At 57.9% G+C, this 22,419-nt stretch carries 21 protein-coding genes; 11 read left to right on the forward strand and 10 right to left on the reverse strand.

What is annotated here, in order from left to right; all coding sequences use genetic code 11:
• Positions 1-48: 48 nt before the first annotated feature.
• From NLU14_RS15400 to NLU14_RS15415, 4 genes are all read right to left on the reverse strand, one after another.
• The gene (locus NLU14_RS15400; RefSeq protein ID WP_275708080.1) at positions 49-1,170 is read right to left on the reverse strand and encodes a HupE/UreJ family protein; all 1,122 of its coding nucleotides are present in this window, start codon (positions 1,168-1,170) and stop codon (positions 49-51) included.
• A complete protein-coding gene (locus NLU14_RS15405; protein ID WP_275708082.1) occupies positions 1,167-2,264 on the reverse strand; it encodes a tetratricopeptide repeat protein in 1,098 nt (365 codons plus the stop codon). The genes NLU14_RS15400 and NLU14_RS15405 overlap by 4 nt, the downstream gene beginning before the upstream one ends.
• A gap of 88 nt (positions 2,265-2,352) precedes the next feature.
• Positions 2,353-2,595: a hypothetical protein gene (locus NLU14_RS15410; protein ID WP_275708084.1), complete on the reverse strand. Its 243-nt coding sequence runs from the start codon at positions 2,593-2,595 to the stop codon at positions 2,353-2,355.
• Positions 2,596-2,607: 12 nt separating this feature from the next.
• Positions 2,608-4,080 carry a DUF4331 domain-containing protein gene (locus NLU14_RS15415; protein WP_275708086.1) on the reverse strand — a complete coding sequence of 491 codons (1,473 nt, stop codon included), beginning with the start codon at positions 4,078-4,080 and terminating at the stop codon, positions 2,608-2,610.
• Between the two features lie 171 nt (positions 4,081-4,251).
• Between NLU14_RS15415 and NLU14_RS15420 the strand changes: the two genes are divergently transcribed.
• Together NLU14_RS15420 and NLU14_RS15425 are read left to right on the forward strand one after the other, a co-directional pair.
• On the forward strand, positions 4,252-4,809 hold the full coding sequence (locus NLU14_RS15420) for a sigma-70 family RNA polymerase sigma factor (RefSeq protein ID WP_275708088.1): 558 nt from the start codon (positions 4,252-4,254) through the stop codon (positions 4,807-4,809).
• Positions 4,806-5,513 carry an anti-sigma factor gene (locus NLU14_RS15425; protein ID WP_275708090.1) on the forward strand — a complete coding sequence of 236 codons (708 nt, stop codon included), beginning with the start codon at positions 4,806-4,808 and terminating at the stop codon, positions 5,511-5,513. Before NLU14_RS15420 ends, NLU14_RS15425 begins: the two co-directional genes overlap by 4 nt.
• Before the next feature lie 15 nt (positions 5,514-5,528).
• On the opposite strand, the gene NLU14_RS15430 is transcribed toward NLU14_RS15425, so the two are convergent.
• Positions 5,529-6,950, reverse strand: a complete 1,422-nt coding sequence (locus NLU14_RS15430) for an HDOD domain-containing protein (protein ID WP_275708092.1) — start codon at positions 6,948-6,950, stop codon at positions 5,529-5,531.
• 201 nt (positions 6,951-7,151) lie between these two features.
• On the opposite strand from NLU14_RS15430, the gene NLU14_RS15435 reads away from it, so the two are divergent.
• From NLU14_RS15435 to NLU14_RS15445, 3 genes are all read left to right on the forward strand, one after another.
• Positions 7,152-8,159, forward strand: coding sequence for a methionine ABC transporter ATP-binding protein (locus tag NLU14_RS15435; protein WP_275708094.1), 1,008 nt, complete (start codon positions 7,152-7,154; stop codon positions 8,157-8,159).
• Complete coding sequence (locus NLU14_RS15440; RefSeq protein ID WP_275708097.1) at positions 8,159-8,836, forward strand: methionine ABC transporter permease; 678 nt, start codon at positions 8,159-8,161, stop codon at positions 8,834-8,836. The genes NLU14_RS15435 and NLU14_RS15440 overlap by 1 nt, the downstream gene beginning before the upstream one ends.
• Positions 8,837-9,016: 180 nt before the next feature.
• Positions 9,017-9,799 (forward strand): MetQ/NlpA family ABC transporter substrate-binding protein, encoded by a 783-nt coding sequence (locus NLU14_RS15445; RefSeq protein WP_275708099.1) that lies wholly within the window; start codon positions 9,017-9,019, stop codon positions 9,797-9,799.
• A 77-nt stretch (positions 9,800-9,876) separates the two neighbouring features.
• On the opposite strand, the gene NLU14_RS15450 is transcribed toward NLU14_RS15445, so the two are convergent.
• A complete protein-coding gene (locus NLU14_RS15450; RefSeq protein ID WP_275708101.1) occupies positions 9,877-10,530 on the reverse strand; it encodes a peroxiredoxin in 654 nt (217 codons plus the stop codon).
• Positions 10,531-10,667: 137 nt separating this feature from the next.
• Positions 10,668-12,029 (reverse strand): alanine/glycine:cation symporter family protein, encoded by a 1,362-nt coding sequence (locus tag NLU14_RS15455; protein ID WP_275708103.1) that lies wholly within the window; start codon positions 12,027-12,029, stop codon positions 10,668-10,670.
• Positions 12,030-12,369: 340 nt separating this feature from the next.
• Here NLU14_RS15455 and NLU14_RS15460 point away from each other — a divergent pair, with 340 nt between their 5' ends.
• Together NLU14_RS15460 and fghA are read left to right on the forward strand one after the other, a co-directional pair.
• Positions 12,370-12,789, forward strand: coding sequence for a CBS domain-containing protein (locus NLU14_RS15460; protein ID WP_275708105.1), 420 nt, complete (start codon positions 12,370-12,372; stop codon positions 12,787-12,789).
• 38 nt (positions 12,790-12,827) lie between these two features.
• Positions 12,828-13,673, forward strand: a complete 846-nt coding sequence (fghA, locus tag NLU14_RS15465) for an S-formylglutathione hydrolase (RefSeq protein WP_275708107.1) — start codon at positions 12,828-12,830, stop codon at positions 13,671-13,673.
• Positions 13,674-13,691: 18 nt separating this feature from the next.
• On the opposite strand, the gene NLU14_RS15470 is transcribed toward fghA, so the two are convergent.
• Positions 13,692-14,813: an HD-GYP domain-containing protein gene (locus tag NLU14_RS15470; RefSeq protein WP_275708109.1), complete on the reverse strand. Its 1,122-nt coding sequence runs from the start codon at positions 14,811-14,813 to the stop codon at positions 13,692-13,694.
• Between the two features lie 239 nt (positions 14,814-15,052).
• Between NLU14_RS15470 and NLU14_RS15475 the strand changes: the two genes are divergently transcribed.
• A complete protein-coding gene (locus NLU14_RS15475) occupies positions 15,053-16,051 on the forward strand; it encodes a GGDEF domain-containing protein (RefSeq protein WP_275708111.1) in 999 nt (332 codons plus the stop codon).
• Here the strand turns inward: NLU14_RS15475 and NLU14_RS15480 are convergent, their stop codons facing one another.
• Complete coding sequence (locus tag NLU14_RS15480) at positions 16,052-17,440, reverse strand: MATE family efflux transporter (protein WP_275708113.1); 1,389 nt, start codon at positions 17,438-17,440, stop codon at positions 16,052-16,054.
• A gap of 164 nt (positions 17,441-17,604) precedes the next feature.
• On the opposite strand from NLU14_RS15480, the gene NLU14_RS15485 reads away from it, so the two are divergent.
• From NLU14_RS15485 to NLU14_RS15495, 3 genes are all read left to right on the forward strand, one after another.
• Positions 17,605-18,471, forward strand: coding sequence for an EamA family transporter (locus tag NLU14_RS15485; RefSeq protein ID WP_275708115.1), 867 nt, complete (start codon positions 17,605-17,607; stop codon positions 18,469-18,471).
• A 145-nt stretch (positions 18,472-18,616) separates the two neighbouring features.
• Positions 18,617-20,194 (forward strand): methyl-accepting chemotaxis protein, encoded by a 1,578-nt coding sequence (locus NLU14_RS15490; protein WP_275708118.1) that lies wholly within the window; start codon positions 18,617-18,619, stop codon positions 20,192-20,194.
• Positions 20,195-20,347: 153 nt separating this feature from the next.
• On the forward strand, positions 20,348-21,730 hold the full coding sequence (locus tag NLU14_RS15495; protein ID WP_275708121.1) for a sodium-dependent transporter: 1,383 nt from the start codon (positions 20,348-20,350) through the stop codon (positions 21,728-21,730).
• 77 nt (positions 21,731-21,807) lie between these two features.
• On the opposite strand, the gene NLU14_RS15500 is transcribed toward NLU14_RS15495, so the two are convergent.
• Positions 21,808-22,383 carry a hypothetical protein gene (locus NLU14_RS15500; protein WP_275708123.1) on the reverse strand — a complete coding sequence of 192 codons (576 nt, stop codon included), beginning with the start codon at positions 22,381-22,383 and terminating at the stop codon, positions 21,808-21,810.
• Positions 22,384-22,419: the final 36 nt, after the last annotated feature.

A 22,419-nucleotide genomic window follows, 5' to 3' on the forward strand; every position in this document is an offset into this window, starting at 1 on the left:
TTAATCTGCCCTTGATAGCCCCGGAGTCGAAAGGCACCGGGGCCCGGCTCAGATGGCCATCGCCCTCTCGGCAACCCAGTACAGGCTGATCGCACCCACCGCGACCAGCACGATCGGAACGACCGCCCTGCCGTAAAGGTGTGTTCTACCGCAGAGGTAGAGCAGCGGGAAGGCAATAAGCAGTAGCCCCAGTTGCCCGAGCTCCACACCAATATTGAAACCGGCGAGGGCAAGGACAGTCTGCGAAACGCCGCTGGTGAGGTCCCCCAGCACGCTGGCAAAACCGAACCCGTGCACCAGCCCGAATCCGAAGGCCAGCTTCCAGGTTTTCCTGCCCAGTATCGACCAGGCCACGTTCACGGCTGCGATCGCTATGGACAGGGCAATGATGGTCTCCACCCAAGCAATGGGCAGACGCACCACGCCGAGGGCCGCCAGCGCCAGCGTTACTGAGTGAGCGACCGTGAACGCGGTGACAATGCCGGTCAGCTCCCACAGGCGCTGTTTCAGCCCGGCCGGGGGCTCTCCTTTCGTGTTTCTCATCGTTGCCGGTAGCATCAGCACCAGCAGGAACAGGATGTGGTCAAGGCCGATGAGTAGATGGACGACGCCTTCGTACAGGAAGGTTCCGAACAGCTGCAGACCTCCGGGGGAGTCTTCGACAGAGAGTGAAAAACGTCGGCTGTCGGGCCCTACCACGCCCAGAGTGCTGGCGCCATCAGTCTCCAGGCTGATCAGACCACGATGCAGAGGGTCTTGTGAGAACAACAGGTTGTAATGGAGGCTCGTGGGCGCAGTGTTCTCTGGACAGCTGATGCTGTACCGCCCGGCCGCATACGGTCCGTCGCTATGGCTGGAAAGACCCCACTGCTGGCCTGTCAGGCGGCAATCACCGAGGGAATTGGAGAGGGTAATGCCCTGCTCCAGCCATCGTGTAATCTGACCTCTGCTTGCCCGGAATTCGTCGCCGCTGAGTTGGTGATCCCCGTTTCGATCCAGCGGAAAAGCCACTGCAAGGTCTCTGAGCGCCACGTCTATGCGTATTTCGCCTCGGTCCTGATTCAGGTAGATAAAGCTGTCGCTGGCTTTGTGGGCCAGTGCTGTGCCGGAGACGAGTGCCAGCATAATAAGCGATACGGTCAGGCTAACCCGTTGTTTGAAGCGCTTCATGAGCCAGCCTCCGGATAACGGGCATCTGATTGCCCGTGTTTGTCCAGCCAGGTTCTCACTTTTTGGGCTGGCTGCTCATCACCCGCTGCACGGGCAGCCCGCAGAAGAAGCCGGGTATCGAGTGGCTCGCGCTGGCTGCGCCAGTTATCAGCGGCAAAGGTCAGTGCCGTATCGGCGTCGCCTTCTATATCAAGCTGGAAGCGCGCCATGTCTCGCTGGTGCAGCAGGTTGCCGCGCCAACGTGCTTCCGCGAACCGTTCCCTGAGTCTTTCCGCCAGCGCTTCTGCCTCCGGATGCCCTGAGCGAGCCATGGCGATGGCGCGCAGCACAGCCAGCGAATCCACCTGCTCGTAGCCTTCGGTTAATGCCAGTGTACGGTCGGCCTGGTTCCGGCTGAGATACCAGTCCGCTAACTGGGCGCGGGTATAGAGATCGTCGGGACTGATGCGGAGTATCGTCTGCCAGTGATCGGCTGCGGCGGGGTTGCCCATCTGCGCGGCGATATCCCCCAGGGTTCCTTCTGCCCAAAGCTGACTGGTGGTATTGGTGCTGGTGCTCTCTGATTTTTTCTGAAGGGCCTGATAGGCTGCCGCGGGGCGACCAGTGCGGGCGTCAACCTGGGCCGCGCAACTGTCGGCAATCAGTCCGGGATAGGATTGTTGCAACTGGCTGCAGCGCTTTCGTGCGTCTTCGTAATGGCCCTGAACGGTTTCCAGATTGGCCAGTAGCAACAACGCCTGATTTTTCTGGAGTGCGCTGATGGAGCGGGCAATCACGGTTTCGAGGTCCTTGCGGGCACTGTCAAACCGGTGGAGGCTCTGGTCCAGCGTTGCCCTGAGTGTGAGCAGTCGGTCTGTCATCTCTCCGGGCCATCGCTGCAACATTCCGTCAGCATAGCCCAGGAAACGGGGGTCTCCGGTGCTTCTGGCACGGGAGATCTGATTTTGTACGGTGTCTGCCAGTTGCTCGGGCGAATCCGGCAGCTCGGACGTGGTCAGTGCCGGCTCTGGCAGTTCAACAAGAATGTCGGTATCGGCGAAATCCTTCTCAATAGGTCCGGGTGCAGCGGTTGCGACGTTTGGTAAAGCGGCCATCAACCACAGCCCGACACAAAAAGCCCCGCCCCGAAGGGCAGGGAGTGTGCTTGCCGGCTTCAGGCGTACTGAAGGCCGGCAAGGGGTCCTATTGGATGAACAGATCGTCGAACGCCTGTTCATTATTCTGGTCATTGAAACTGAACTCCTGGTTGTTGATCTGGACAGCTGCACGAGTGTCGTCCGTGTTGTCGATCTGCGTTTTCACGAAAGCCGTGAAATCAACCGCTGGGTCCGGCCTTGGTTCCCGACTGCCGCTGGAGCCGTTGAAACAGCCACCCAGCATTGCTGCCACAACAGCCAGACATGAGGTTTTCAGAAACACGTTCATCGTGATCTCCTGTTAACTGTTGGGTGAACCGGCCAGCGGTGTGGCCAGGTACGGGAACACGTTCTGGAGTTCGGCCGGGTTAAGCTGCACACCATCGGTGTATTCAAGTCCACCATCCGGAGCGTCGGCCGGATCCGCCAGAACGCCCATGGCGACACGCAATGCTATATCCACAGTGTCATCCACCGGGCGACGGCCGTTCGGGAAGCCGGCATTGTCGCCACCGAGTACACCAAGATCACTCTGACTGGCTGGTGCCGTGGTCGCGACCGCTGGGTTCAGACGCAACATCTCCGATGCAGTAACGCCCTGAGGCTGGTTCAGGTCCGGCACGCCGGTCAGGAATGCGGTAACCAGGTCGTTGCGCGGGAAGTTATTGGGTGCTGTTACGCCAAACAGGACTTCCAGCAGTTCTGGCAGCGTGGGATGAGTCACATAGGTGGCGAACTGGCCATCGTTCATGGGCTCACTGGCGTTAAACAGGTCTTTGTCCTTCAGGCCAATGACAACTTCGTTGACCAGCGGCATGCCGAGGCGGGATACCTGGGTCAGGGCTCCACCTTCTACGGTAGCACCCTTACCGTTTGATGTAGGCGCCGGGTTGATAACACGGGCCTGACGCACGCTGGCCGTGGTCCAGCCACCGATGACCGGGGCGCCAGAGGCCGTGGCCGCTGTTCCCGTCAGGCACTCGGTTGGCACTTCCAGGGCAAACGATGTCACGTTCTTGTCAGCGAGGTCGCCCGGGCCTTCAGCGTTACGTGCGCCGAGCGGGTTGGTGTTGACCAGGTCGAAGATCTCACCAAGGTTAACCGCGAAGGCTTCCTTGCGTTGACCTACAAATACCTGGCCGTTGGTGCTGCAGCCGGGAATGGCCATCTCGAAGATGTGCTGGTTGGCGTAAGTCTCATAGCCGCCGGGAAAAGACTTGCTGCCGATGTTGTCCAGCGGCTTGTCAAAGGTGGCGGTGCCGTCCGTAACGTTGGTCGCGGTTTCGACAGTACCGGTACGACGGTCGCCCCGGATAACCGATACGGTGTATTCCTGGCTGAACTGCACATTGGCTTCGTTGCTGGCATCACCAATGTTCTTGAGCGGCACGGAAACCATTTTCTTGTCGCCGTCCGGTCCCACTGGCAGTTGGATGTCGTTCAGGTTATCCGAGAACTCAAAGCGGAACGTGAGGTTTTCCTGCGCGTTGCCACTATTATCGATGTGGATTTCATAAACTGCGTCGTCGTCCAGATCGAAGTAGTTGGGGCCGCCATAGGCATCCTGCAGTGGCAGATAGTTGGCGATGAGGGTCACGAAGTCTTCGCGTCCCGTCTCGTAGCTGCGGAACATGTAGAAGTCGGTACCGTCTACTTTTGGTACTTCGGTAATAAAGGGCGCTTCGCGGTGGCTTGAGGCGTTTGCGGCGCCGGCACTGATACAGAGTCCGGCAACCGCAATGGCGAGGCCGGAGCGTTTTAATAAAGTGTTCATTCCGTTTTCCTCTTCTATTGTTGGTGTTGCAAAAGTCATTACGCAGCCAGTGCACAGAAAGATGCAGTTGTCACAAAAAAATTTAACGACTAATGTCGTAGTGCAACTTTCAGGCGCTGATGTGCGTAGGAACGGTATCAATACCGTAAACGGGGCGAACGGATAGCTGACATGTCTGACATTGATAGCGAGCAGGATGAGCTCATGGGTTTGCTGATGGCCATAGCTCATGAAGATCGACAGGCGTTCCAGCGCCTGTACCAGAGAATCTCTGGCAGAATGTTTGGGTTATGCCTGAAACTGGCAAGCCAGCGGGACCTGGCGGAGGAAGCGGTTCAGGACGCGTTTGTGCAGATATGGCATAACGCCGGTGAGTATCACAATGAACGGGGAGCACCCTTGAGCTGGATGCTGACGATTGCCCGTTATCGCACACTGGATATTATGAGGAACAGGAAGTCGAGGCCGACGTCCGGCGATGCCCACCTAGAGCGCGTTGCTGACGAGCGCGAAGGACCACTCGATGAATCTCTCCGGATTGCGGGTAGCGCCGAGCTGCGCGGGTGCCTGGACGAACTCTCCGAGACGCAGCGAGATAGCATCCTGTTGTCCTATTACCGGGGGTTCACCCATGACGAGCTCTCTGAGGCCTTGAGTTCTCCCATTGGAACCGTAAAAAGCTGGATCCGACGCGGGTTGATGGCTCTGAAGAGGTGTCTGGAACGATGAAAAGGACACCGGAAAGAATAGAAGCATTGGCAGCGGAATACGTGCTTGGTTCCCTGCATGGGGCGGCTCGCAGGCGTTTCGAGCGGTGGATGATGGAGTCGGTTCGAATCCGCCAGGAAGTCTGGTTCTGGGAAGAGAAACTGGGGCACCTGGGCACACGCATTGAGGAAGAACAGCCACCGGCGTCGGTTTGGGCCGGGATCGAACGCCGGCTTTGGCCACAGGTGGATAAAGCGGGAGGCGCAGAGGCGGCCAATGAAGGGGCCGGCCGCTGGTTCTGGCCGAGTTGGAGTATACTGGCAACCGCTGCAGCGCTGGTACTGGCGGTCGTCTTGCTCCAGCACCCAGAACCCGGGGTGGATGACCACCTGTCGGGCGCCATTGTGCAGGCAGACGTGACCGATCCGCTATGGCTGGTCAGCCAGTCCGTGCTCGACAGGCAGCTCAAGTTACGCCCAGTTGCCGCGACGGCGGCCCAGCAGGGTAAGGATTACGAATTGTGGATTGTACCGGAGGACGGGCAACCTTTGTCCCTCGGGGTTATTCCGGTGGGCGACACCTATAGGGTGACCCTTGATGACGAGGCGCGGAAGCTTCTCAGTAACAGCAGAACCCTGGCTATCAGCCTTGAGCCGGTGGGAGGTTCCCCCACCGGGCAGCCTACCGGCCCCATCCTGCACGTTGCCAAACTATACAGGCTATGATCACTCGCTGATGGCTCAGTGACTTGAAAGCAGGGTGATACACAGCTGGGCGTTCTGCACAAAGTGGCTGAACGCCGTAAGCTGCTCCTCGGATGGCAGGTAGTCCGCCGCCGCATTGTCCGCATAGAACAAACCGACCAGGCGCCCCTTGGCATTCAGGGGGCCAACCAGGGCCGGTACGTTGCCCAGCCAGCGGTCGTAGGTAATGCGGTCAGTTTTCGACTTGGGCTGGTAGACGTAGCAACTGGCGTGAGGCAGTAACGCACCCAGTGCTCCGGTACCGTCCTTGCGAATGGTGAAGTTGTCCTTCCAGGCGTCAGTACCCCTGCCGCCCAGCTTGCGCGGAATCAACTCCAGTCCACTACGGTCACTCATCAACAACACGACCCGTTGCATCCCCACGGCACGGTGTATGCCCTCGATCACCAACTGACAGACTTCATTGATATCCGGCTTGTCGGTGAGGCTGTGGGTAAGGTCGCGAAGAATCTGTAGCTGCAGGTTGGGGTCCACTTCCGGCGCTCGTGCTGTTTCCTCGCCGGGGCCACCCTGGCTGCCGGGCATCAGCGCCGTCACTTGGGGAATGCCCAGGGACACGGCTACACGCGCGGCTTCACCGGCGTTTACCTTGAGCTGGTCGCGGACGGCGGCGGTGTTCTCGCCGATATCCTGCCCCAGCGCTTCCATGACTTTTTCCATGTCTGCACCACGCCAGCCATCCTCGGACAGCCTGGCCATCTCGACGGAATGGCGCACAAGACTGGCTGCCTTTGAGTTGGCCTGTCCCGGGGCCACAACTTCTTTAATGAAGGGCCCCAGCGACCAGGCTTCCACCAGGCCACGGGTAATTTCGGCAAAGGTGGTGTGGAGAACGGATTTCTGGGCTTCTACCGGCGGCTCCCCGTTTCGGAGCCGGCCTTCCAGTTCGTTGGCCTGTTTCGTTTCGCAGGACCAGAATGCCAGTTCGCCGATATTCATCAGCAATGCCCCGATGAAGACTTCCTCCAGGGCGTGCTCGTTGCGTTTTGGTAGCAGGCAGCGGGCCTGGACGGCGGCGTGAATCGCCCTCGCCAGGCAGCGGAGCAGGTGAGGCCGGTCGTTGCGTTTCAGCAGGGAATCCACAATCAGTGATGAGATGGCCATGGACTTCACGGCATCGAAGCCAATCAGCGTGATGGCCCGGCTAACGGTGCTGACCTGGGTGCGCGTCTGGTTGTAGAACACCGTGTTCGACAACCGCAGAACCTGGGAGGTGAGCTGGGCATCATTGAGAATAACGTTGGCCAGCTCGTTGACCGTGCTGTTGCTACTGTCGGTCAGTTCGTCAATCCGGCGGAGTGTGTTTGCCAGAACCGGCAGTTCCACTTTACTGAGGTAGGTCACCCATGCCTGGGTAGAGTTCATCCTTGAGGGCGGAGTCTCGGTTTTAGTGCTCAAAATAGCGCGCGCCTCGGATTTATTGATTACGTTCTTGTAATCTGCCAGTTTAGTCCAGTACCCATGCTCGTGTCAGGTGGTTAATGGTGTAAGGGGATATACCAAGGCTCCGGATTCGGGTTTGGTTTCCGTTTGGTTTATAATTGCGCGTTTTATTGCTGCACCCACAAAGCGCTGACAGGGCGCCCACAAGGCAACGCTGTGATTGTATTTGACCAGGTACAGAAGTCCTACCAGGTAGGTGGACGGGCGATCCCCGCCTTACACCCAACCAGTATGACCATCGACACCGGCGAGGTGTTTGGCATCGTCGGCCACTCCGGCGCGGGTAAATCCACCCTCGTGCGCCTGATCAACCTGCTGGAACCGCCTACCGGTGGTCGTATCCTGATCGATGATGAAAACATCACCGGCTACAACGCCAGTGAGCTGCGGGCCTTCCGCCGCAAGGTGGGCATGATCTTCCAGCATTTCAACCTGCTGTCCTCGAAAACCGTGGCCGACAACATCGCTTTTCCCATGAAGCTGGCCGGTATCTATTCCCGCACCGAGATCCGTGAGCGGGTGGACGAGCTGCTGAAACGGGTCAGCCTGGTGGACCAGGCCAACAAGTACCCGTCACAGCTTTCCGGCGGTCAGAAGCAGCGCGTGGGCATTGCACGCGCCCTCGCCTGCCGCCCGACAATTCTGCTGTGCGACGAAGCCACCAGCGCCCTTGATCCGCAGACCACGCAATCAGTCCTGAAGCTCCTGGCGGATATCAACCGCGAACTGGGATTGACCATTGTACTGATCACCCATGAAATGGATGTGGTGCGACGCGTCTGTGACCGCGTGGCGGTGATGGATGCCGGTGAGGTGGTGGAAATGGGCGCGGTTAGTGATGTCTTCCTGCACCCGAAACACCCCACCACCCGGGACTTTGTGTTTGAAAGTGAAAGTATCGACCGTGAAGAAATGCAACAGGACCTGCAGCATGCCAAAGGCCGCATCCTGCGCCTGACCTTCCGCGGCGAGTCCACCTACACACCGTTGCTGGGCAGCGTGGCGCGGGAATCCGGTGTTGATTTCAGTATCCTGTCCGGGCGCATTGATCACATCAAGGACACGCCCTACGGCCAGTTGACCCTGTCGCTGGTAGGCGGTGATCTTGGGGCGGCGATGCAGGCCTTTGAAGCGGCGGATGTCCATGTGGAGGTACTGCGCTGATGGAAGCCCTGATGGAAAACCTGCTCAGTAACGTGGACTGGACCGAAATCGGCTGGGCCAGCTGGGACACCCTGGTGATGGTGGGCATGTCACTGCTGTTCAGCGTGCTGATTGGCCTGCCAGTGGGGGTGCTGCTGTTCCTGTTTGGCAAGCGCCAGCTTCTCGAGCAGCCCGTCGCTTATGCGGTGCTGTCGTTCGTGGTAAACGTGCTACGTTCGGTACCGTTTATTATTCTGCTTATCGTGATGATCCCGTTCACGGTGATGTTAATCGGTACGTCTCTTGGCGTGGCGGGTGCGATCCCGCCATTGGTGGCCGGCGGAGCTCCTTTCTTCGCGCGCCTGGTTGAAACGTCACTGCGCGAGGTTGACCGTGGGATCATTGAGGCGACGCAGGCGATGGGCGCCACGGTTAAACAGATTGTTTTCGGAGCCCTGTTACCGGAAGCATTGCCGGGCATCATCGCAGGCATTACCGTAACGGCCATTACATTGGTTTCCTATGCGGCGATGTCCGGTGTTGTCGGTGGCGGTGGCTTGGGTGACCTGGCTATCCGCTTCGGTTACCAACGATTCCAGACCGATGTCATGGTCATTACCGTTGCATTGCTGGTTATTTTCGTACAGTTGTTACAAATGGCAGGCGACCGTCTCGTTTTATATTTCAGCCGCAAATAACAGAAGCCTGATATAGGCGGACGGTGGGAGGCAACTTCCGAAAACGTGGAGCGCCATGGATGGCGCGACCGAGCCCTACAGGGATGTATTCACGGGCGTTTTTCGGCAGTTGCCTCCCACCGTCTGCCGTACTCCAAGGCCAGATGAATTCATTGACAATACCCGCAGGAGAACGTGCTTATGAACTTCAAAAAGACCCTGGTGGCAGTGGCTGCCATTGCAACATTCTCTTCCGCCGCGTTTGCGGAAAAGCTTTCCGTGGCAGCAACGCCCGTACCCCACGCCGAGATCCTTGAATTTGTTAAGCCCAAGCTGGCAGAACAGGGTGTGGAACTGGATGTGAAGGTGTTTACCGATTACGTCCAGCCTAACGTACAGGTTGACCAGAAACGGATGGACGCGAACTTCTTCCAGCACCAGCCGTACCTGGACGAATTCAACGATGGCCGTGGCACCAATCTGGTCAGTGTTGTGGGTGTTCACGTTGAGCCTTTTGGTGCCTACTCAAGCCGGATTGACTCTCTGGACGCCCTTGAAGAAGGTGCAACCGTTGCCATTCCAAACGACCCCACTAACGGCGGCCGTGCACTGTTGCTGCTTCAGAAAGCTGGCCTGATCACCCTGAAGGACGGGAGCAAGATCACCGCAACACCCCGCGATATTGCTGACAACCCCAAGAACCTGGAATTCAAGGAACTGGAAGCAGCCACCCTGCCGCGTATCCTGAACCAGGTGGACCTGGCGTTGATCAACACCAACTACGCGCTGGAAGCCGGCCTGAATCCGACTGAGGATGCGTTGGTGATTGAAGGTGCCGAGTCGCCCTACGTGAACATTCTGGTGGCCCATGAAAGCCGCGCCAACGACGAGGCAATCCAGAAATTGGCGAAAGCGTTGACCACGGATGAGGTAAAGGCGTTTATCAAGAAGCAGTACGAAGGGGCCGTGGTTCCAGCGTTCTGATTCCAGAAGAGAGGCCGTATAAGAAAAGCCGGGTATCTGCCCGGCTTTTCTGTTTCAGCTTACTGTTCGTTCAGCGCTTATTCACCACTCCAGTTCGCGCGTGGGTCTGGCGTCATCCGCAGGTAGGATTTCACCGCACGGTACCCCTGAGGGAAGCGTTCCTTGATCTCATCCTCATCCTGCAGGGACGGCACGATCACCACGTCGCCGCCAGCTTCCCAGTTGCCCGGCGTAGCTACCTTGTGCTCGTCGGTCATCTGCAGTGAGTCGATCACCCTCAGAACTTCGTTGAAGTTGCGGCCGGTGCTGGCCGGGTAGGTGATGGTCAGACGAATCTTCTTGTTCGGATCAATCACGAACAGCGAACGGACCGTCAGGCTATCGTTGGCATTGGGGTGGATCATGTCATAGAGCTGCGAGACCTTGCGGTCATGGTCGGCGATGATCGGAAAGTTGACCGTGCACCCCTGGGTTTCGTTGATGTCCTTGATCCACTCTTTGTGGGAGTCGACCGGGTCCACACTCAGGGCGATGGCCTTGACGTTGCGTTTGGCAAATTCGTCTTTTAGCTTGGCCGTCAGGCCCAGTTCGGTGGTGCACACCGGAGTAAAGTCTGCCGGGTGTGAAAACAGCACGCCCCAGCTATCGCCCAGCCACTTATAAAAATCGATCCTGCCTTCACTTGAATCCTGCTCGAAATCCGGTGCGGTATCTCCCAGACGTAAACTCATGGTGTTTCCTCCTTTGGTGATACTTTAGCCCGGCCAGATGACGCGCCGGCATAATTAATCAGTCTATACGATAAACAGTGGTGACGGATGAGAGAAAAACCAAGAGCGGTTGATCTGGCTCATCCGTTACCGTCGGTTCATCGATTTACGCCCAGGGAACGCTCCTTCTCGAAATGTTCACGGGTCAGTTTGAAGACCACAGGGCTGAGCAACAGCAGTGCCACAAGGTTTGGCAAAGCCATCATGGCATTGAGCGTATCGGCAATCAGCCATATGAGCCCAAGATTGATGGTGGCACCGACCGGGATAGCAAGGATCCAGACAATACGGTAAGGCACAATGGCCTTCACACCGAACAGGAACTCGATACATCGCTCGCCGTAGAACGACCAGCCGATGATGGTGGTAAAGGCAAAAATTGCGAGGGAAATGGCGACCACGTAGTTGCCGAAACCTGGCAGGCCGGTTTCAAAGGCCAGTGAGGTCAGGGCAGCACCGGTTTCGCCGGACGTCCAGGCCCCGGAGCTGATGATGACAAGGCCGGTGATGCTGCACACGATAATGGTGTCGATAAAGGTGCCCAACATGGCAACCATGCCCTGGTTGATCGGGTTTTTGGTTTGCGCTGCTGCGTGGGCAATGGGTGCGGACCCCAGGCCGGCCTCGTTGGAGAAAATACCCCGGGCCACACCGAAGCGAATGGCGGCCCATACTGCGGCACCCGCAAAGCCACCCTCGGCAGCCACCGGGCTGAAGGCGTGGGTGAAAACCATGGCGATGGCGCTCGGGATCTGGTTGGCGTTGATAGCCAGTACCACCAGGCCGACCAGCACATAAGCGATGGCCATGAAGGGCACCAGGGCGCTTGCAACCTGCCCGATGCGTTTGATGCCACCGATCAGAACCAGGCCCACCAGGACCATCAGGATAAGCCCTGTTGCCCAATGTGGGAGGTGGAAGTTGGTCTGCAGGACATCCGCCACGGAATTGGCCTGTACGGTGTTGCCGATACCGAAGGCCGCCACCGCTGCGAAGATGGCAAACAGTACGCCCAGCCAGGCCCACTTCTTGCCCAACCCGTTACGGATGTAATACATAGGGCCACCCACGTAGGCGCCGCGGTCATCCACTTCACGAAAACGCACTGCCAGTACCGCCTCCGAATACTTGGTGGCCATGCCTACCAATGCGGTCAGCCACATCCAGAACAGGGCTCCGGGCCCGCCCAGAAACACGGCCGTTGCAACGCCGGCGATATTGCCGGTGCCGACAGTAGCAGACAGTGCGGTCATCAGCGCCTGGAACGGGGGTATCTCACCTTCCGACTCGGCACCGGTACGGCCCTTCCACATCAGCCGGAAACCGGCGCGCAGTTTCAGAACCGGCATCAGTTTCAGGCCTATGCTCAGGAACAGGCCAACACCAAGAATCATCACCAGCATGGGCGGCCCCCACACCAGTGCGTTTATGCTGCTTATAAAAGACTCAAAGGCTTCCATGGGGATCTCCCTGTGTTTCTGCCATGGTTTGAAGACGCCTGTCGCGACAATGACCGGAATGGGCTTCGGTCTCGCGTAAGCGTATAACCTATTGAGTTTATATCCTTATTTCTGTCTGTAAATACATCAGGAGTCCTTCAATGCCCGAGAGCTTCCATGTCCAGGCCGGCGAGCTCTCCTTCTGTGTGGAAACCCGCGGTAACCCTGCCGGTGAACCGTTAAGCGCCCCGTGACTGCGAAATAGATCCCGGATGTGGGGTTTATACTTCCAGTTTTCGCCCCCATTGCCTATGTTTATAGAGGGACGAGTCCGGAATGCTACTGGTCAGGGAGCCTGCCAATGCAATCGTTAAAAGTATCCGATGTCATGTGGAACCACATCGAGCCCATCCGTCGTGGTACGCCTTTAACCAAAGTGGTCAAAACACTGCTCCACAACCACGTTACGGGATTGCCGGTTGTGGATGACAACCGCAAGGTTATCGGGTTCATCTCTGAGCAGGACTGTATCCACGCCCTGCTGGTGAGCAATTACCACCACGAAGGTGACCCGATAGTGGACGACGTAATGTTTCACAATCCGGTGACCATATCACCGGAAATGTCTGTGGTGGATCTGGCTCAGAACCTGGGGGCGGGCAAGCCAAAGGTTTACCCGGTGGTTGACCATGACCGCCTGATAGGCATTGTGACCCGCACCGCCATTCTGGCGGAGTTTGCAAAGGCCGGGTATGGCATAGAAGTACCGAAATACGCGTAGTCCGAAGACTGTGAATTCCACTACACTGAGAGGTAACCATGCAACTGCTCTCCACCAACGCCTGTTTCGATGGCGAACACCGGCGCTACCAGCACCATTCGGCAGCCCTGGACTGCGATATGGAGTTTGCGGTTTACCTTCCCCCCGCCGCTGTTGGCAGTAACCCGCGCCCGGTGCCGGTACTTTACTGGCTGTCAGGGCTGACCTGCACCGACCAGAATTTCATGCAGAAGGCCGGTGCCCAGAAAAAAGCGGCACAGCTTGGCATGGCCATTGTCTGTCCCGACACCAGCCCCCGTGGTCTCGACCTGCCGGGCGAGCACGACAGCTACGATTTTGGCAGTGGTGCCGGGTTTTATGTAAACGCCACCCGGCAACCCTGGGCGCCCCACTATCGGATGTACGATTATGTGGTCAAAGAGCTGCCGCAACTGGTGGAAGGCCATTTGCCGGTAACGGAAGGCCGCAGCATCAGTGGTCATTCCATGGGTGGGCATGGTGCGTTGATCGCAGCCCTGAAGAACCCCGGGCACTATAAATCGGTGTCTGCCTTTGCTCCGATCGCAAACCCCAGTGAATGCCCCTGGGGCCAGAAAGCATTCGGTGGTTATCTGGGCAATGATCGCAAAGCCTGGGAGGAATGGGACGCCACCCTGCTGATCCCTACAGCAAAGGAGCGTTTACCGCTGTTGGTGGATCAGGGTACGGCGGATGAGTTCCTGGACAGTCAGCTAAATCCGGATGCGCTGGCGGATGCCTGCGAGAGGGTACATCATCACATTAACCTGCGGATGCACCGGGGATACGATCATAGCTATTTCTTCATTGCCTCGTTTATAGACGACCACCTTGAGCACCACGCCAGTGCGCTTGGTTTGAGGTGATCGAAAACCTCGTCGAGGTTAGTGAAAACCCCAGAGCAGCCCGAAATCCATGGAGGGCATGACCTCGGGTTGCTCCACGGCCATGACGTTGAATTCCAGCAGGCTGCAGTCCCGCTCGAATGAGCCGTTGTAGCGATTGCCTCGCGGCCCAATGATGGCTTTGGCAAACGGTCCCCGATGTCTGTGGGGACGTTTCACGATTACGGCTACCTCGTTATTGGCCAGCCTCACAAGGGTGCCCGGGGGGTAATCAGTCAGAATCGCCAGCAGTGCCCGTGGGATTGCGGGGCGAAACTTGCCGTCGGCCAGCGAGGTAATCAGTTTGCGGGCCTCAACTACATTCATGCGTTCACGGTAGGCGCGGCGCGTAATCATCGCCACGTAACGTTCCGCCAGCGCGAGAATTTCCGCCTCTCCCCGGATCTCCGTGCCGCTCAACCCCTGCGGATAGCCGGAACCGTCCGCCTGTTCATGGTGCTGGGCGATGATTTTAAGCAACAGGGGGCTGGTTATGTCTGCGTCTTTTAGTGCCTGTATGCTGCGTTCGGGGTGTTTGCGTATAACCGCGCGTTGTTCGTTGGTCAGCACCCGGTTGGAGGCATTGAGCTTGTCGGCCACCGGCACCAGGGCCAGGTTTGCCGTCAGCGCAGCGCCGATCAGTACTGCGGTCCGCTTTTCATCAAGCCCGAACTGGCGCGCAGTAAACTGGCAGAGAATGGCATAGAACAGAATCTGTTCATGGATGGTGGGCTCAATGGAGTACAGGTGCACCAATGCAAGACTGGCTTCCGGCGAATCCTGGCACATCTGGTCAATCATCCGTGACAGACCCAAAACCCGCTTCAGTGCGCTCTCTTCCCTTTCGGTAATGGCATTGAGGGTCGATTCCAGTGTTTGTAGCAATATCGGGTATTCCGCAAACGGATTGCGGACCCGCGTGTCCTCGAGCACTTCATCCTGCAGGCGTTCAATTTTTCGGGGCTGGAAAAGACCGCGCTCGAACAGCTGTTCAAGCTGGATGTCGTTTTGTATGACATAGCCCTGCCGCAACAGAACGTTGCCATCAGCGTCGTAGACCGTCCAGGGTAAAGGCTTTCCGATGGTTAATGCGCCTGGTGCGATACGAACAAGATTCTGCACGCGATGGCTTCCTGATGCTTATTTTAATAAGGGTCAAGTCTACCTCTTAAGCCAAGATTAACTCCAGTTTTTCAAGTGTCGGAAAAGCGGCGGGCTTGCCGATTTCTCGATCGGTAGACCGGAATTGACAAGCTATTTCGTATACTGGTTTGTAAAATTTCGTTGTGATCGTCTCCCGCATATACATCTTGCGCTATGATAGTTTGCTAACAAGACCCTGGCCGGAATGTGCCCCTACTATGTTCTATCGGCTGAAAACCGATTTCAGGCTGTCCATCATCACCCTGCTGGCGATCAGTGCCATTTTGGGCATCACCCCGTTTGCGGTGATGCGTTTTTTACAGGGCAACCTGTTGGCAGGCATCGTTGATCTAACGATTATGCTGGCGATCACGGCGGGGATGCTCTACGCCTGGATAACCGGTGATACCGCTCGCAGCGGTCTCGCCATGGCCATCATGGCCTGTGGTGGTGCGGTCACGGTTGGCGCTATCGTTGGGGAGCCGGGGCTGTTCTGGTTATACCCTTGCCTGGTGACCAGCTTCTTTCTCACCGAATCCCGCTACGCCATATTCATCAACCTTGCCGCCGTGATTGCGTTGATGGTCCACGGTGTGGCCTTCAGCTCTGCTGTCCAGATGTGGTCGTTTGCCGCCACTGCCGTGGTGGTCAGTTGCTGCGCTTACGTTTTCGCCCATCGTAACGAAAACCAGCGTGAGCGCCTTGAACACCTGGCCACCATTGACCCCCTGACGGGCGTCAAGAATCGCCGTTCCATGGACCAGGAGCTGTCGATGGCTGTTGCCAGCGCCTCCCGTACCGGAGTCTCCTACGCGCTGGTGCTACTTGATATCGATTATTTCAAGAAGATAAACGATGAACACGGGCACAACGTGGGTGACGATGTGCTGGTGGAGATGGTGGCGTTGATCGAGCAGAACATACGCAAGTCGGATCAGTTGTTCCGCTTTGGCGGGGAGGAGTTCGTGTTGCTGATGTCGGGCGTGGATGAAACTGGGTTGAGAGCGGTGATGCACAACCTGCAGCACATCATGCACAAGTTTTTGCGTCATCCCGGTGGCCAGGTAACCGCATCCTTCGGTGTTGCCTTGCTCCGGGCAGGAGAGACGCCCGATGACTGGTTGTTGCGGGCGGACGAGGCACTATATAAGGCGAAGGACAGCGGGCGCGACCGTATTGTCTATGCCGATGATACCGTGGTCTCTGGGTCGGCCTGATCAGGCCGGTTTCGGGGCGTACAGGAACAGTCGCAGCCCCAGCAGTATGCTGGCTGACGCTAACCCACCAGTTAGCCCTACCCAAAAGCCGGCAGCACCCATAGCTGGCAGCAGCCAGTCAGTGAAGGTGAGAACCCAACCCAGTGGTAGCCCAACGACCCAGAACGAAAACAGCATGATAAACATGGGAATGCTGGTGTCCTTGTAGCCCCTTAGGGCACTGATGCAGGTCACCTGAATAACATCGGCAATCTGGAAGAAAGCGGCGTATACCAACAGTGTGACGGTCACGGCCTGGACGTCACCGTCACTGGTGTACAACGCGGCAATGCCATCGGCATAAACAAACAGCAGGATGGCAAACAGCAGGGCCACGGCCGAAGCCAGAATCAATGAACTGCGGGCGATAAGCCGGGCGGTGTCCGGCGCCCGGGCACCCACCAGAAAGCTCACCCGCAGGGTCAGCGCCATGCCGATACTCAGCGGCAGCATGAACAACAGCGACACCACGTTCAGCGCAATCTGGTGCCCTGCCACAATCACTGGCCCCAGGGGTGCCAGGAACAGGGCGATCACCGAGAACATGCTGGCTTCCACGAAGATGGTAAAGCCAATGGGGATGCCCAGTTTCAGGATATAGCGAATGCCCGCGGCGTTCGGTTTGGCCCAATCCTCCAGCAGATGAAAACGGCGATAGACACTGCTGCGGTTCAGGTAAACCAGTAGTGCCATGGCCGCCACTCCGTTGGAGATAGAGGTGGCCCATCCGCAGCCAATACCGCCCATCGCCGGGAGGCCGAGCTTGCCGTATATGAAAATGTAGTTCAGTGGCAGATTTATCAGGGTACCCAGCACCGAAAACGCCATGATCACCCGGGTATGCCCCAATCCATCGGTAAGCCCCCGCAGTGCCATGATCAGCAACATGGCGGGAATGCCCCAGGCAAAGGCATCGAGATAGCCCTGGCTGATACGGGCAGTGTTGGCTTCCAGGTTGAGGGCGCTGAGTACCGGGTGCACGTTGGTCAGCAGCAGGATCATGATCACCGAGCCGGCGGCGGCGATGTACAACCCCTGCCAGGTGGCCGGCATGATTTTGTCGGTGGTGCGCGCTCCGTTGTAGCCGGAAATGATCGGTTGCAGGGCGCCCAGCAACCCCATGAAGAACAGGAAAACGGGCATCCACAGGCTGCTTCCAATGCCCACGGCGGCCAGATCTTCGGCACTGGCATGACCCGCCATCACGGTATCGATCACGCCGTTTGCCATCTGTGCCACCTGGGCGATCAGGATCGGGCCGCCGAGGAGAGCCAGAGTGCGCCATTCGGTTAGAGTGCGCTGAACCAGCGGCTGGCGGGCTTCGGGTAATGGCTGGTGGGTTTCGTCCATGGAGTCGTGTGCCTGGCCTGGGAAAGTGAAACGGAGTGCATCAGGAACGTCGGATGGTACCCTATTCCCTGCGTGGGGTGGCATAGGGTGTTTCCGTGGCGCGGTGTACAAGGCGGCCCGGGAAGGGGTAAAGTGCCGCGTTCACGGTTTCGGGTGTAGGCAGCATGGGTCTTCTGGTCTTTGTAACAGTTCTGTGGGCATTCTCTTTCAGTCTGATCGGCGAATTCCTGGCCGGGCGCGTGGATAGTGATTTTGCCGTGCTGACGCGGGTGGTGCTGGGGGCCCTGGTGTTCCTGCCGCTGACCCGCTGGCGAGGCGTTCCCGGAGGATTGAAGCTGGGTGTTCTGGTGACGGGGATGTTGCAGTTCGGGGTCACCTACTTGTGCCTGTACCGCTCCTTCAGCTACCTGACAGTACCGGAAGTTCTGCTGTTCACTATCTTCACACCACTGTATGTCACCCTGATTGACGACGCACTCTACCGCCGCTTCTCTCCTGTTGCCCTGGTGGCTGCGGCGGTGGCTACCCTTGGGGCGGGCATTATCCGTTACGATGGCCTCAGCCAGGGCTTTATCACCGGGTTCCTGTTGCTCCAGGTGGCCAACTTTACCTTCGCGGCGGGCCAGGTGGGCTACAAGCACACCATGATGCGTTTCCCGCTTGATTTGCCGGCTTATCGCACCTTCGGGTACTTCTTCTTTGGGGCGCTGATCATCGCCTTGCCATCGTTCCTGATCTTCGGTGATGCCAGCCGCCTGCCTACCACTTCCCTGCAATGGGGTATTCTTGCCTGGCTGGGCCTGGCCGCTTCGGGCTTGGGGCTGTTTCTGTGGAACCGGGGCGCGTGCCATGTGGACGCCGGCACCCTGGCGATCATGAACAATGCCCTGGTTCCAGCCGGTTTGCTGGTCAACCTGTTGATCTGGAACCGGGACGCCGACCTGTTGCGGCTGGCAATTGGAGGTGGTGTGATCGCCCTCTCACTTTGGCTGAATGCCCGCTTCCACCCTAGGGCCCAGGTAGCGGTTTAGGGGGCTTCCGCGTAGGGATTGGCCGCAACCGACATTGGTATATAGATAGTATATTTCACTATATTTGCTGGCGGCGTCTACGCTTAGTGTTGCCACGTTTGCCGCACCCACAGTTGGGGTGGCCTAGTCAGGGATACTGTCAGCTATGAGAAAGAACCTTCCCGTTACCCAGCGAGAAGTCAGAATGTCCGAGGGTGGTCGGCTGATCACCACCACCGATACCCGCGGAGTGATTACCTATTGTAACGATGAGTTTGTGGATATCAGTGGCTTCTCCCGGGAGGAGCTGGTGGGACAGCCCCACAATGTGATCCGTCATCCGGATATGCCGTCAGCCGTGTTCAAGGATATGTGGGAATACCTCAAGGCTGGCAAGTCCTGGATGGGTATGGTGAAGAACCGTACCAAGACCGGGGACCATTATTGGGTGAGCGCCTATGCGACTCCGATTCTCGAGAACGGGAAAATGGTGGGCTACGAATCGGTCCGGGTATCGCCGACCCGTGAACAGGTCTCGCGGGCCGAAAAACTCTACCCGAAGCTGTCTGCAGGACAGGCTGGTGTCAGCTTGATGAGCCGGGTGTTTTCCGCGTTCAGTTCGGGCTGGCCTTTTGCTCTGTCCCTCGTGCTGAGCCTTGTGGCATTGACCACTCTCGCCAATACCTGGATCGCCGGGGGCGTGATTGTGGTGGCACATCTGCTGGCTGCCGGCCTGACGCTGAAATCCGTCTCCGGCCGTTTACAGGGGCTGTTGGACCTGCGCCCCGACGCCTTCCGTGACGCCGTGGTGGCCAGGACCTACAGCGATGAAAGCGGTCTTTTCTCGCAACTGGCCATGCTGATCATGAGCGAGAAAGCGAGGATCCGTACCGCCCTGGCGCGTATTGATGACCAGGCCGAACTGCTTTACGAACAGGCCAGGGCCAGCCACCGATACATCAACGAGGGTGCTGAAGCCATTGCCAAACAGCGGGCGGAAACGGACCAGACAGCCTCCGCCGTGAACGAAATGACGGTGTCTATCCAGGAAGTGACCGAAACCGTTAACGGCAATGCCCGGGTGGCGGAAGAAGCCAACCGGATGGCGGCTACCGGCAGCAAGCGCAGTGGCGAAGCCCTGACCGCAATTGAGCAACTGGTTAGCCGGGTCAACGGCATCGGCTCCGCTATTAAAAAGCTCGGTGCGTCCACCGAGAGCATCGGCGAGGCCGCCAGCCTGATTTCCGACATCGCTGAGCAGACCAACCTGCTGGCGTTGAATGCGGCTATTGAAGCTGCGCGTGCCGGCGAGCAGGGTCGCGGCTTTGCCGTGGTGGCGGATGAGGTAAGGTCTCTGGCCCGTCGCACCCGGGATTCCACAGTACGGATCCAGCACGTTATTGACGACTTCCGCAACCAGGTGGACGAAGCGGTTCAGGCCACCCGTGAAGGGGAGCAGGATGCCGGTAAGGGCCTGGAGAAAGTCCGTGAGGCGGAAACATCGCTGCAGGAAATCGTGTCGTCGATCCAGGATATATCCGACAGCTTTATCAGTATGTCGGCCGCCTTTGAGGAACAAAGCCAGGTGTCCGAGGAAATCAATCACCAGATCGTCAACATTGCCGAGCTGGCGGACCACAGTAACCAGAAGGCGGAATCCGCCAAGGGTAGCAGCGACCACCTGAGTACTATGTCGCGGGGCCTGAAAGACCTTGTGTCCCGCTTTGTCAGTAAAAACGGCTAGTTATTGGCCCGGCACCGGTGATACCCCTATACCGGTGCCGGGCCAGACTGGCATCCTGTGCTTACTGCTGGCAAAATCGCGCCCCACAGCTGAAGCCGGCCTTCAGCCTATCGCCTTGAATCGATGCATCAGCCAAACGCACAGGATGAGACAATGACTGGTTCAAAATCGACCCCAATCCATCGAGGCCTGTGGTCTTCCCGGATGGCCTTTATCTTGGCCGCGACCGGTTCTGCCGTCGGGCTGGGCAATATCTGGAAATTCCCCTATGTAACCGGCGAGAACGGCGGTGGCGCCTTCGTGCTGGTTTATCTGTTGTGTATCGCCATTGTGGGTGTGCCCATCATGATGGCGGAAGTGTTTATCGGCCGTAACGGTCGGCACAACCCGATTACCAGCTTTCGTCTGGTGGCGGAGCGCAACCTGGCCTCACCGGCGTGGCGGGTCTCCGCCATTGTGGGTGTGCTGGCCGCCTTCATTATTCTGTCGTTCTATTCGGTGATCGGTGGCTGGGCCGCCTCCTATGTTGGCCACGCAGCCATGGGCGATTTTACCGGCCAGGGCGCCGATGCCATTGGTGAGCTGTTCGGTGGTTTGCTGGCCAGCCCGGTTACGCTGCTGGTATGGCACAGTATTTTTATGGCATTGGTCATTTTCGTGGTGGCCCGCGGCCTGAAATCCGGCCTGGAGCGCGCGGTAACCATCCTGATGCCGGCTTTGTTCGTGTTGCTGCTGATCGCGGTTGGCTACGCCACCACGACCGGCCATTTTGGCGAAGCAGTCGCCTTCCTGTTCACGCCTGATTTCGGCGCCCTGACGATGGATGGTGTACTGGTGGCCCTGGGCCATGCGTTCTTCACCCTAAGCCTGGGTATGGCCATCATGATGGCGTACGGCTCCTACCTGGGGGACGACGTGTCTATCGGGCGCACTGCCATCACCGTTTCCATTATGGATACGGTTGTTGCACTGATGGCTGGCCTGGCCATATTCCCCGTGGTGTTTGCCAACGGCCTGGAAGCCGGTGCCGGCCCCGGCCTGATTTTCCAGACCCTGCCGCTGGCCTTCGGTCAGATGCCCATGGGCAGCGTATTTGGAGCGCTGTTCTTTATTTTGCTGCTGTTTGCTGCCTGGACCTCCGCGATTTCCCTGTTGGAGCCGGTGGTGGAATGGCTGGAAGACAAGTTGATCCTGGGCCGCATGGGCAGCACCGTTGTAGTGGGGCTGGCCTGTTGGCTGCTGGGCATCGCGTCCATCCTGTCCCTGAACGAGTGGTCCGGCTTTGCGCCCCTGGGTATGTTTGAACGCTTCGAAGGCCAAACTATCTTCGACCTGCTCGACTTCTTTACCGCGAACGTCATGCTGCCGTTGTCCGGCCTGCTGACAGCACTGTTCGTCGGCTGGTTCGTGGCGAAGGAATCACTGAAAAGCAATCTGTCCCTGGAAGGTGGTAGCTTCGTCCTCTGGTACAACCTGGTTCGCTTTGTGACACCGGTGGCGGTAGCTATCGTGTTTGTTTACAACCTGATGGCGTAAGCACGGCTGAGGGGAATTGAAGAAACCCGGCCCCTGAAGTGGCCGGGTTTTTTTGCTTCCAGTATGCGCAGAACTCGCTAGAGGTCTGATCCGGTTGCTGCACGCAAGGCGTCCATATGCGGCCGGACAGCACGTTTGTCCGCTTCGGGAGCATTGGCTGCCTGCTCGTAGGCGGACATGGCGCCGCCCATCATTTCCCGCATCTGCTGTTTTTGGGCCTCACTCATGTGGGGGTTGTTGTCGATTTCCTCCATGGCTTTGGCCATTTCCTGGTTCATCTCTCCGGACTGTTTGCCCATCTCAAGAGCACTCCAGGCATGGAAGATGCGGTCACCGGCTTTCCCCCACTGTTCGGCATTGGAGAAGCCATGTTGCTGCACCACCTCCTCTAACTGGTCATACATGTCGTGGCCTTTCATTTTCTCAACGGAGGATGAAAATATCCGCGACAGATCCGGCATTTCCGCCGCATTCTCTTCGGTGGACAGGTCATCGGTCAGTTCCTCGAATTCGTCTTCCATACCCTGAAGGGCTTCCAGGCTGCTGATGAACGAACGAATCGTCTGGTCGGTCAACGTTTCCGCATGAACAGTCAACGGGGATAGCGCAAGCAGACAGGCAAGGGTAAACAGGATTGGGTGTAATCGGTTCATGGGAACGTCTCCTTATGATTGGGAACTCCCGGTTCC

Source organism: Marinobacter iranensis, from assembly GCF_029207565.1.
In the GTDB taxonomy this organism is placed as follows: Bacteria; Pseudomonadota; Gammaproteobacteria; order Pseudomonadales; family Oleiphilaceae; genus Marinobacter; species Marinobacter iranensis.

Coding starts and splice junctions, on each gene's coding strand:
- NLU14_RS15400 (WP_275708080.1), bottom strand. CDS start 1,170: ATGAAGCGCTTCAAACAACGGGTTAGCCTGACCGTATCGCTTATTATG.
- NLU14_RS15405 (WP_275708082.1), bottom strand. CDS start 2,264: ATGGCCGCTTTACCAAACGTCGCAACCGCTGCACCCGGACCTATTGAG.
- NLU14_RS15410 (WP_275708084.1), bottom strand. CDS start 2,595: ATGAACGTGTTTCTGAAAACCTCATGTCTGGCTGTTGTGGCAGCAATG.
- NLU14_RS15415 (WP_275708086.1), bottom strand. CDS start 4,080: ATGAACACTTTATTAAAACGCTCCGGCCTCGCCATTGCGGTTGCCGGA.
- NLU14_RS15420 (WP_275708088.1), top strand. CDS start 4,252: ATGTCTGACATTGATAGCGAGCAGGATGAGCTCATGGGTTTGCTGATG.
- NLU14_RS15425 (WP_275708090.1), top strand. CDS start 4,806: ATGAAAAGGACACCGGAAAGAATAGAAGCATTGGCAGCGGAATACGTG.
- NLU14_RS15440 (WP_275708097.1), top strand. CDS start 8,159: ATGGAAGCCCTGATGGAAAACCTGCTCAGTAACGTGGACTGGACCGAA.
- NLU14_RS15445 (WP_275708099.1), top strand. CDS start 9,017: ATGAACTTCAAAAAGACCCTGGTGGCAGTGGCTGCCATTGCAACATTC.
- NLU14_RS15450 (WP_275708101.1), bottom strand. CDS start 10,530: ATGAGTTTACGTCTGGGAGATACCGCACCGGATTTCGAGCAGGATTCA.
- NLU14_RS15455 (WP_275708103.1), bottom strand. CDS start 12,029: ATGGAAGCCTTTGAGTCTTTTATAAGCAGCATAAACGCACTGGTGTGG.
- NLU14_RS15460 (WP_275708105.1), top strand. CDS start 12,370: ATGCAATCGTTAAAAGTATCCGATGTCATGTGGAACCACATCGAGCCC.
- fghA (WP_275708107.1), top strand. CDS start 12,828: ATGCAACTGCTCTCCACCAACGCCTGTTTCGATGGCGAACACCGGCGC.
- NLU14_RS15475 (WP_275708111.1), top strand. CDS start 15,053: ATGTTCTATCGGCTGAAAACCGATTTCAGGCTGTCCATCATCACCCTG.
- NLU14_RS15480 (WP_275708113.1), bottom strand. CDS start 17,440: ATGGACGAAACCCACCAGCCATTACCCGAAGCCCGCCAGCCGCTGGTT.
- NLU14_RS15485 (WP_275708115.1), top strand. CDS start 17,605: ATGGGTCTTCTGGTCTTTGTAACAGTTCTGTGGGCATTCTCTTTCAGT.
- NLU14_RS15490 (WP_275708118.1), top strand. CDS start 18,617: ATGAGAAAGAACCTTCCCGTTACCCAGCGAGAAGTCAGAATGTCCGAG.
- NLU14_RS15495 (WP_275708121.1), top strand. CDS start 20,348: ATGACTGGTTCAAAATCGACCCCAATCCATCGAGGCCTGTGGTCTTCC.
- NLU14_RS15500 (WP_275708123.1), bottom strand. CDS start 22,383: ATGAACCGATTACACCCAATCCTGTTTACCCTTGCCTGTCTGCTTGCG.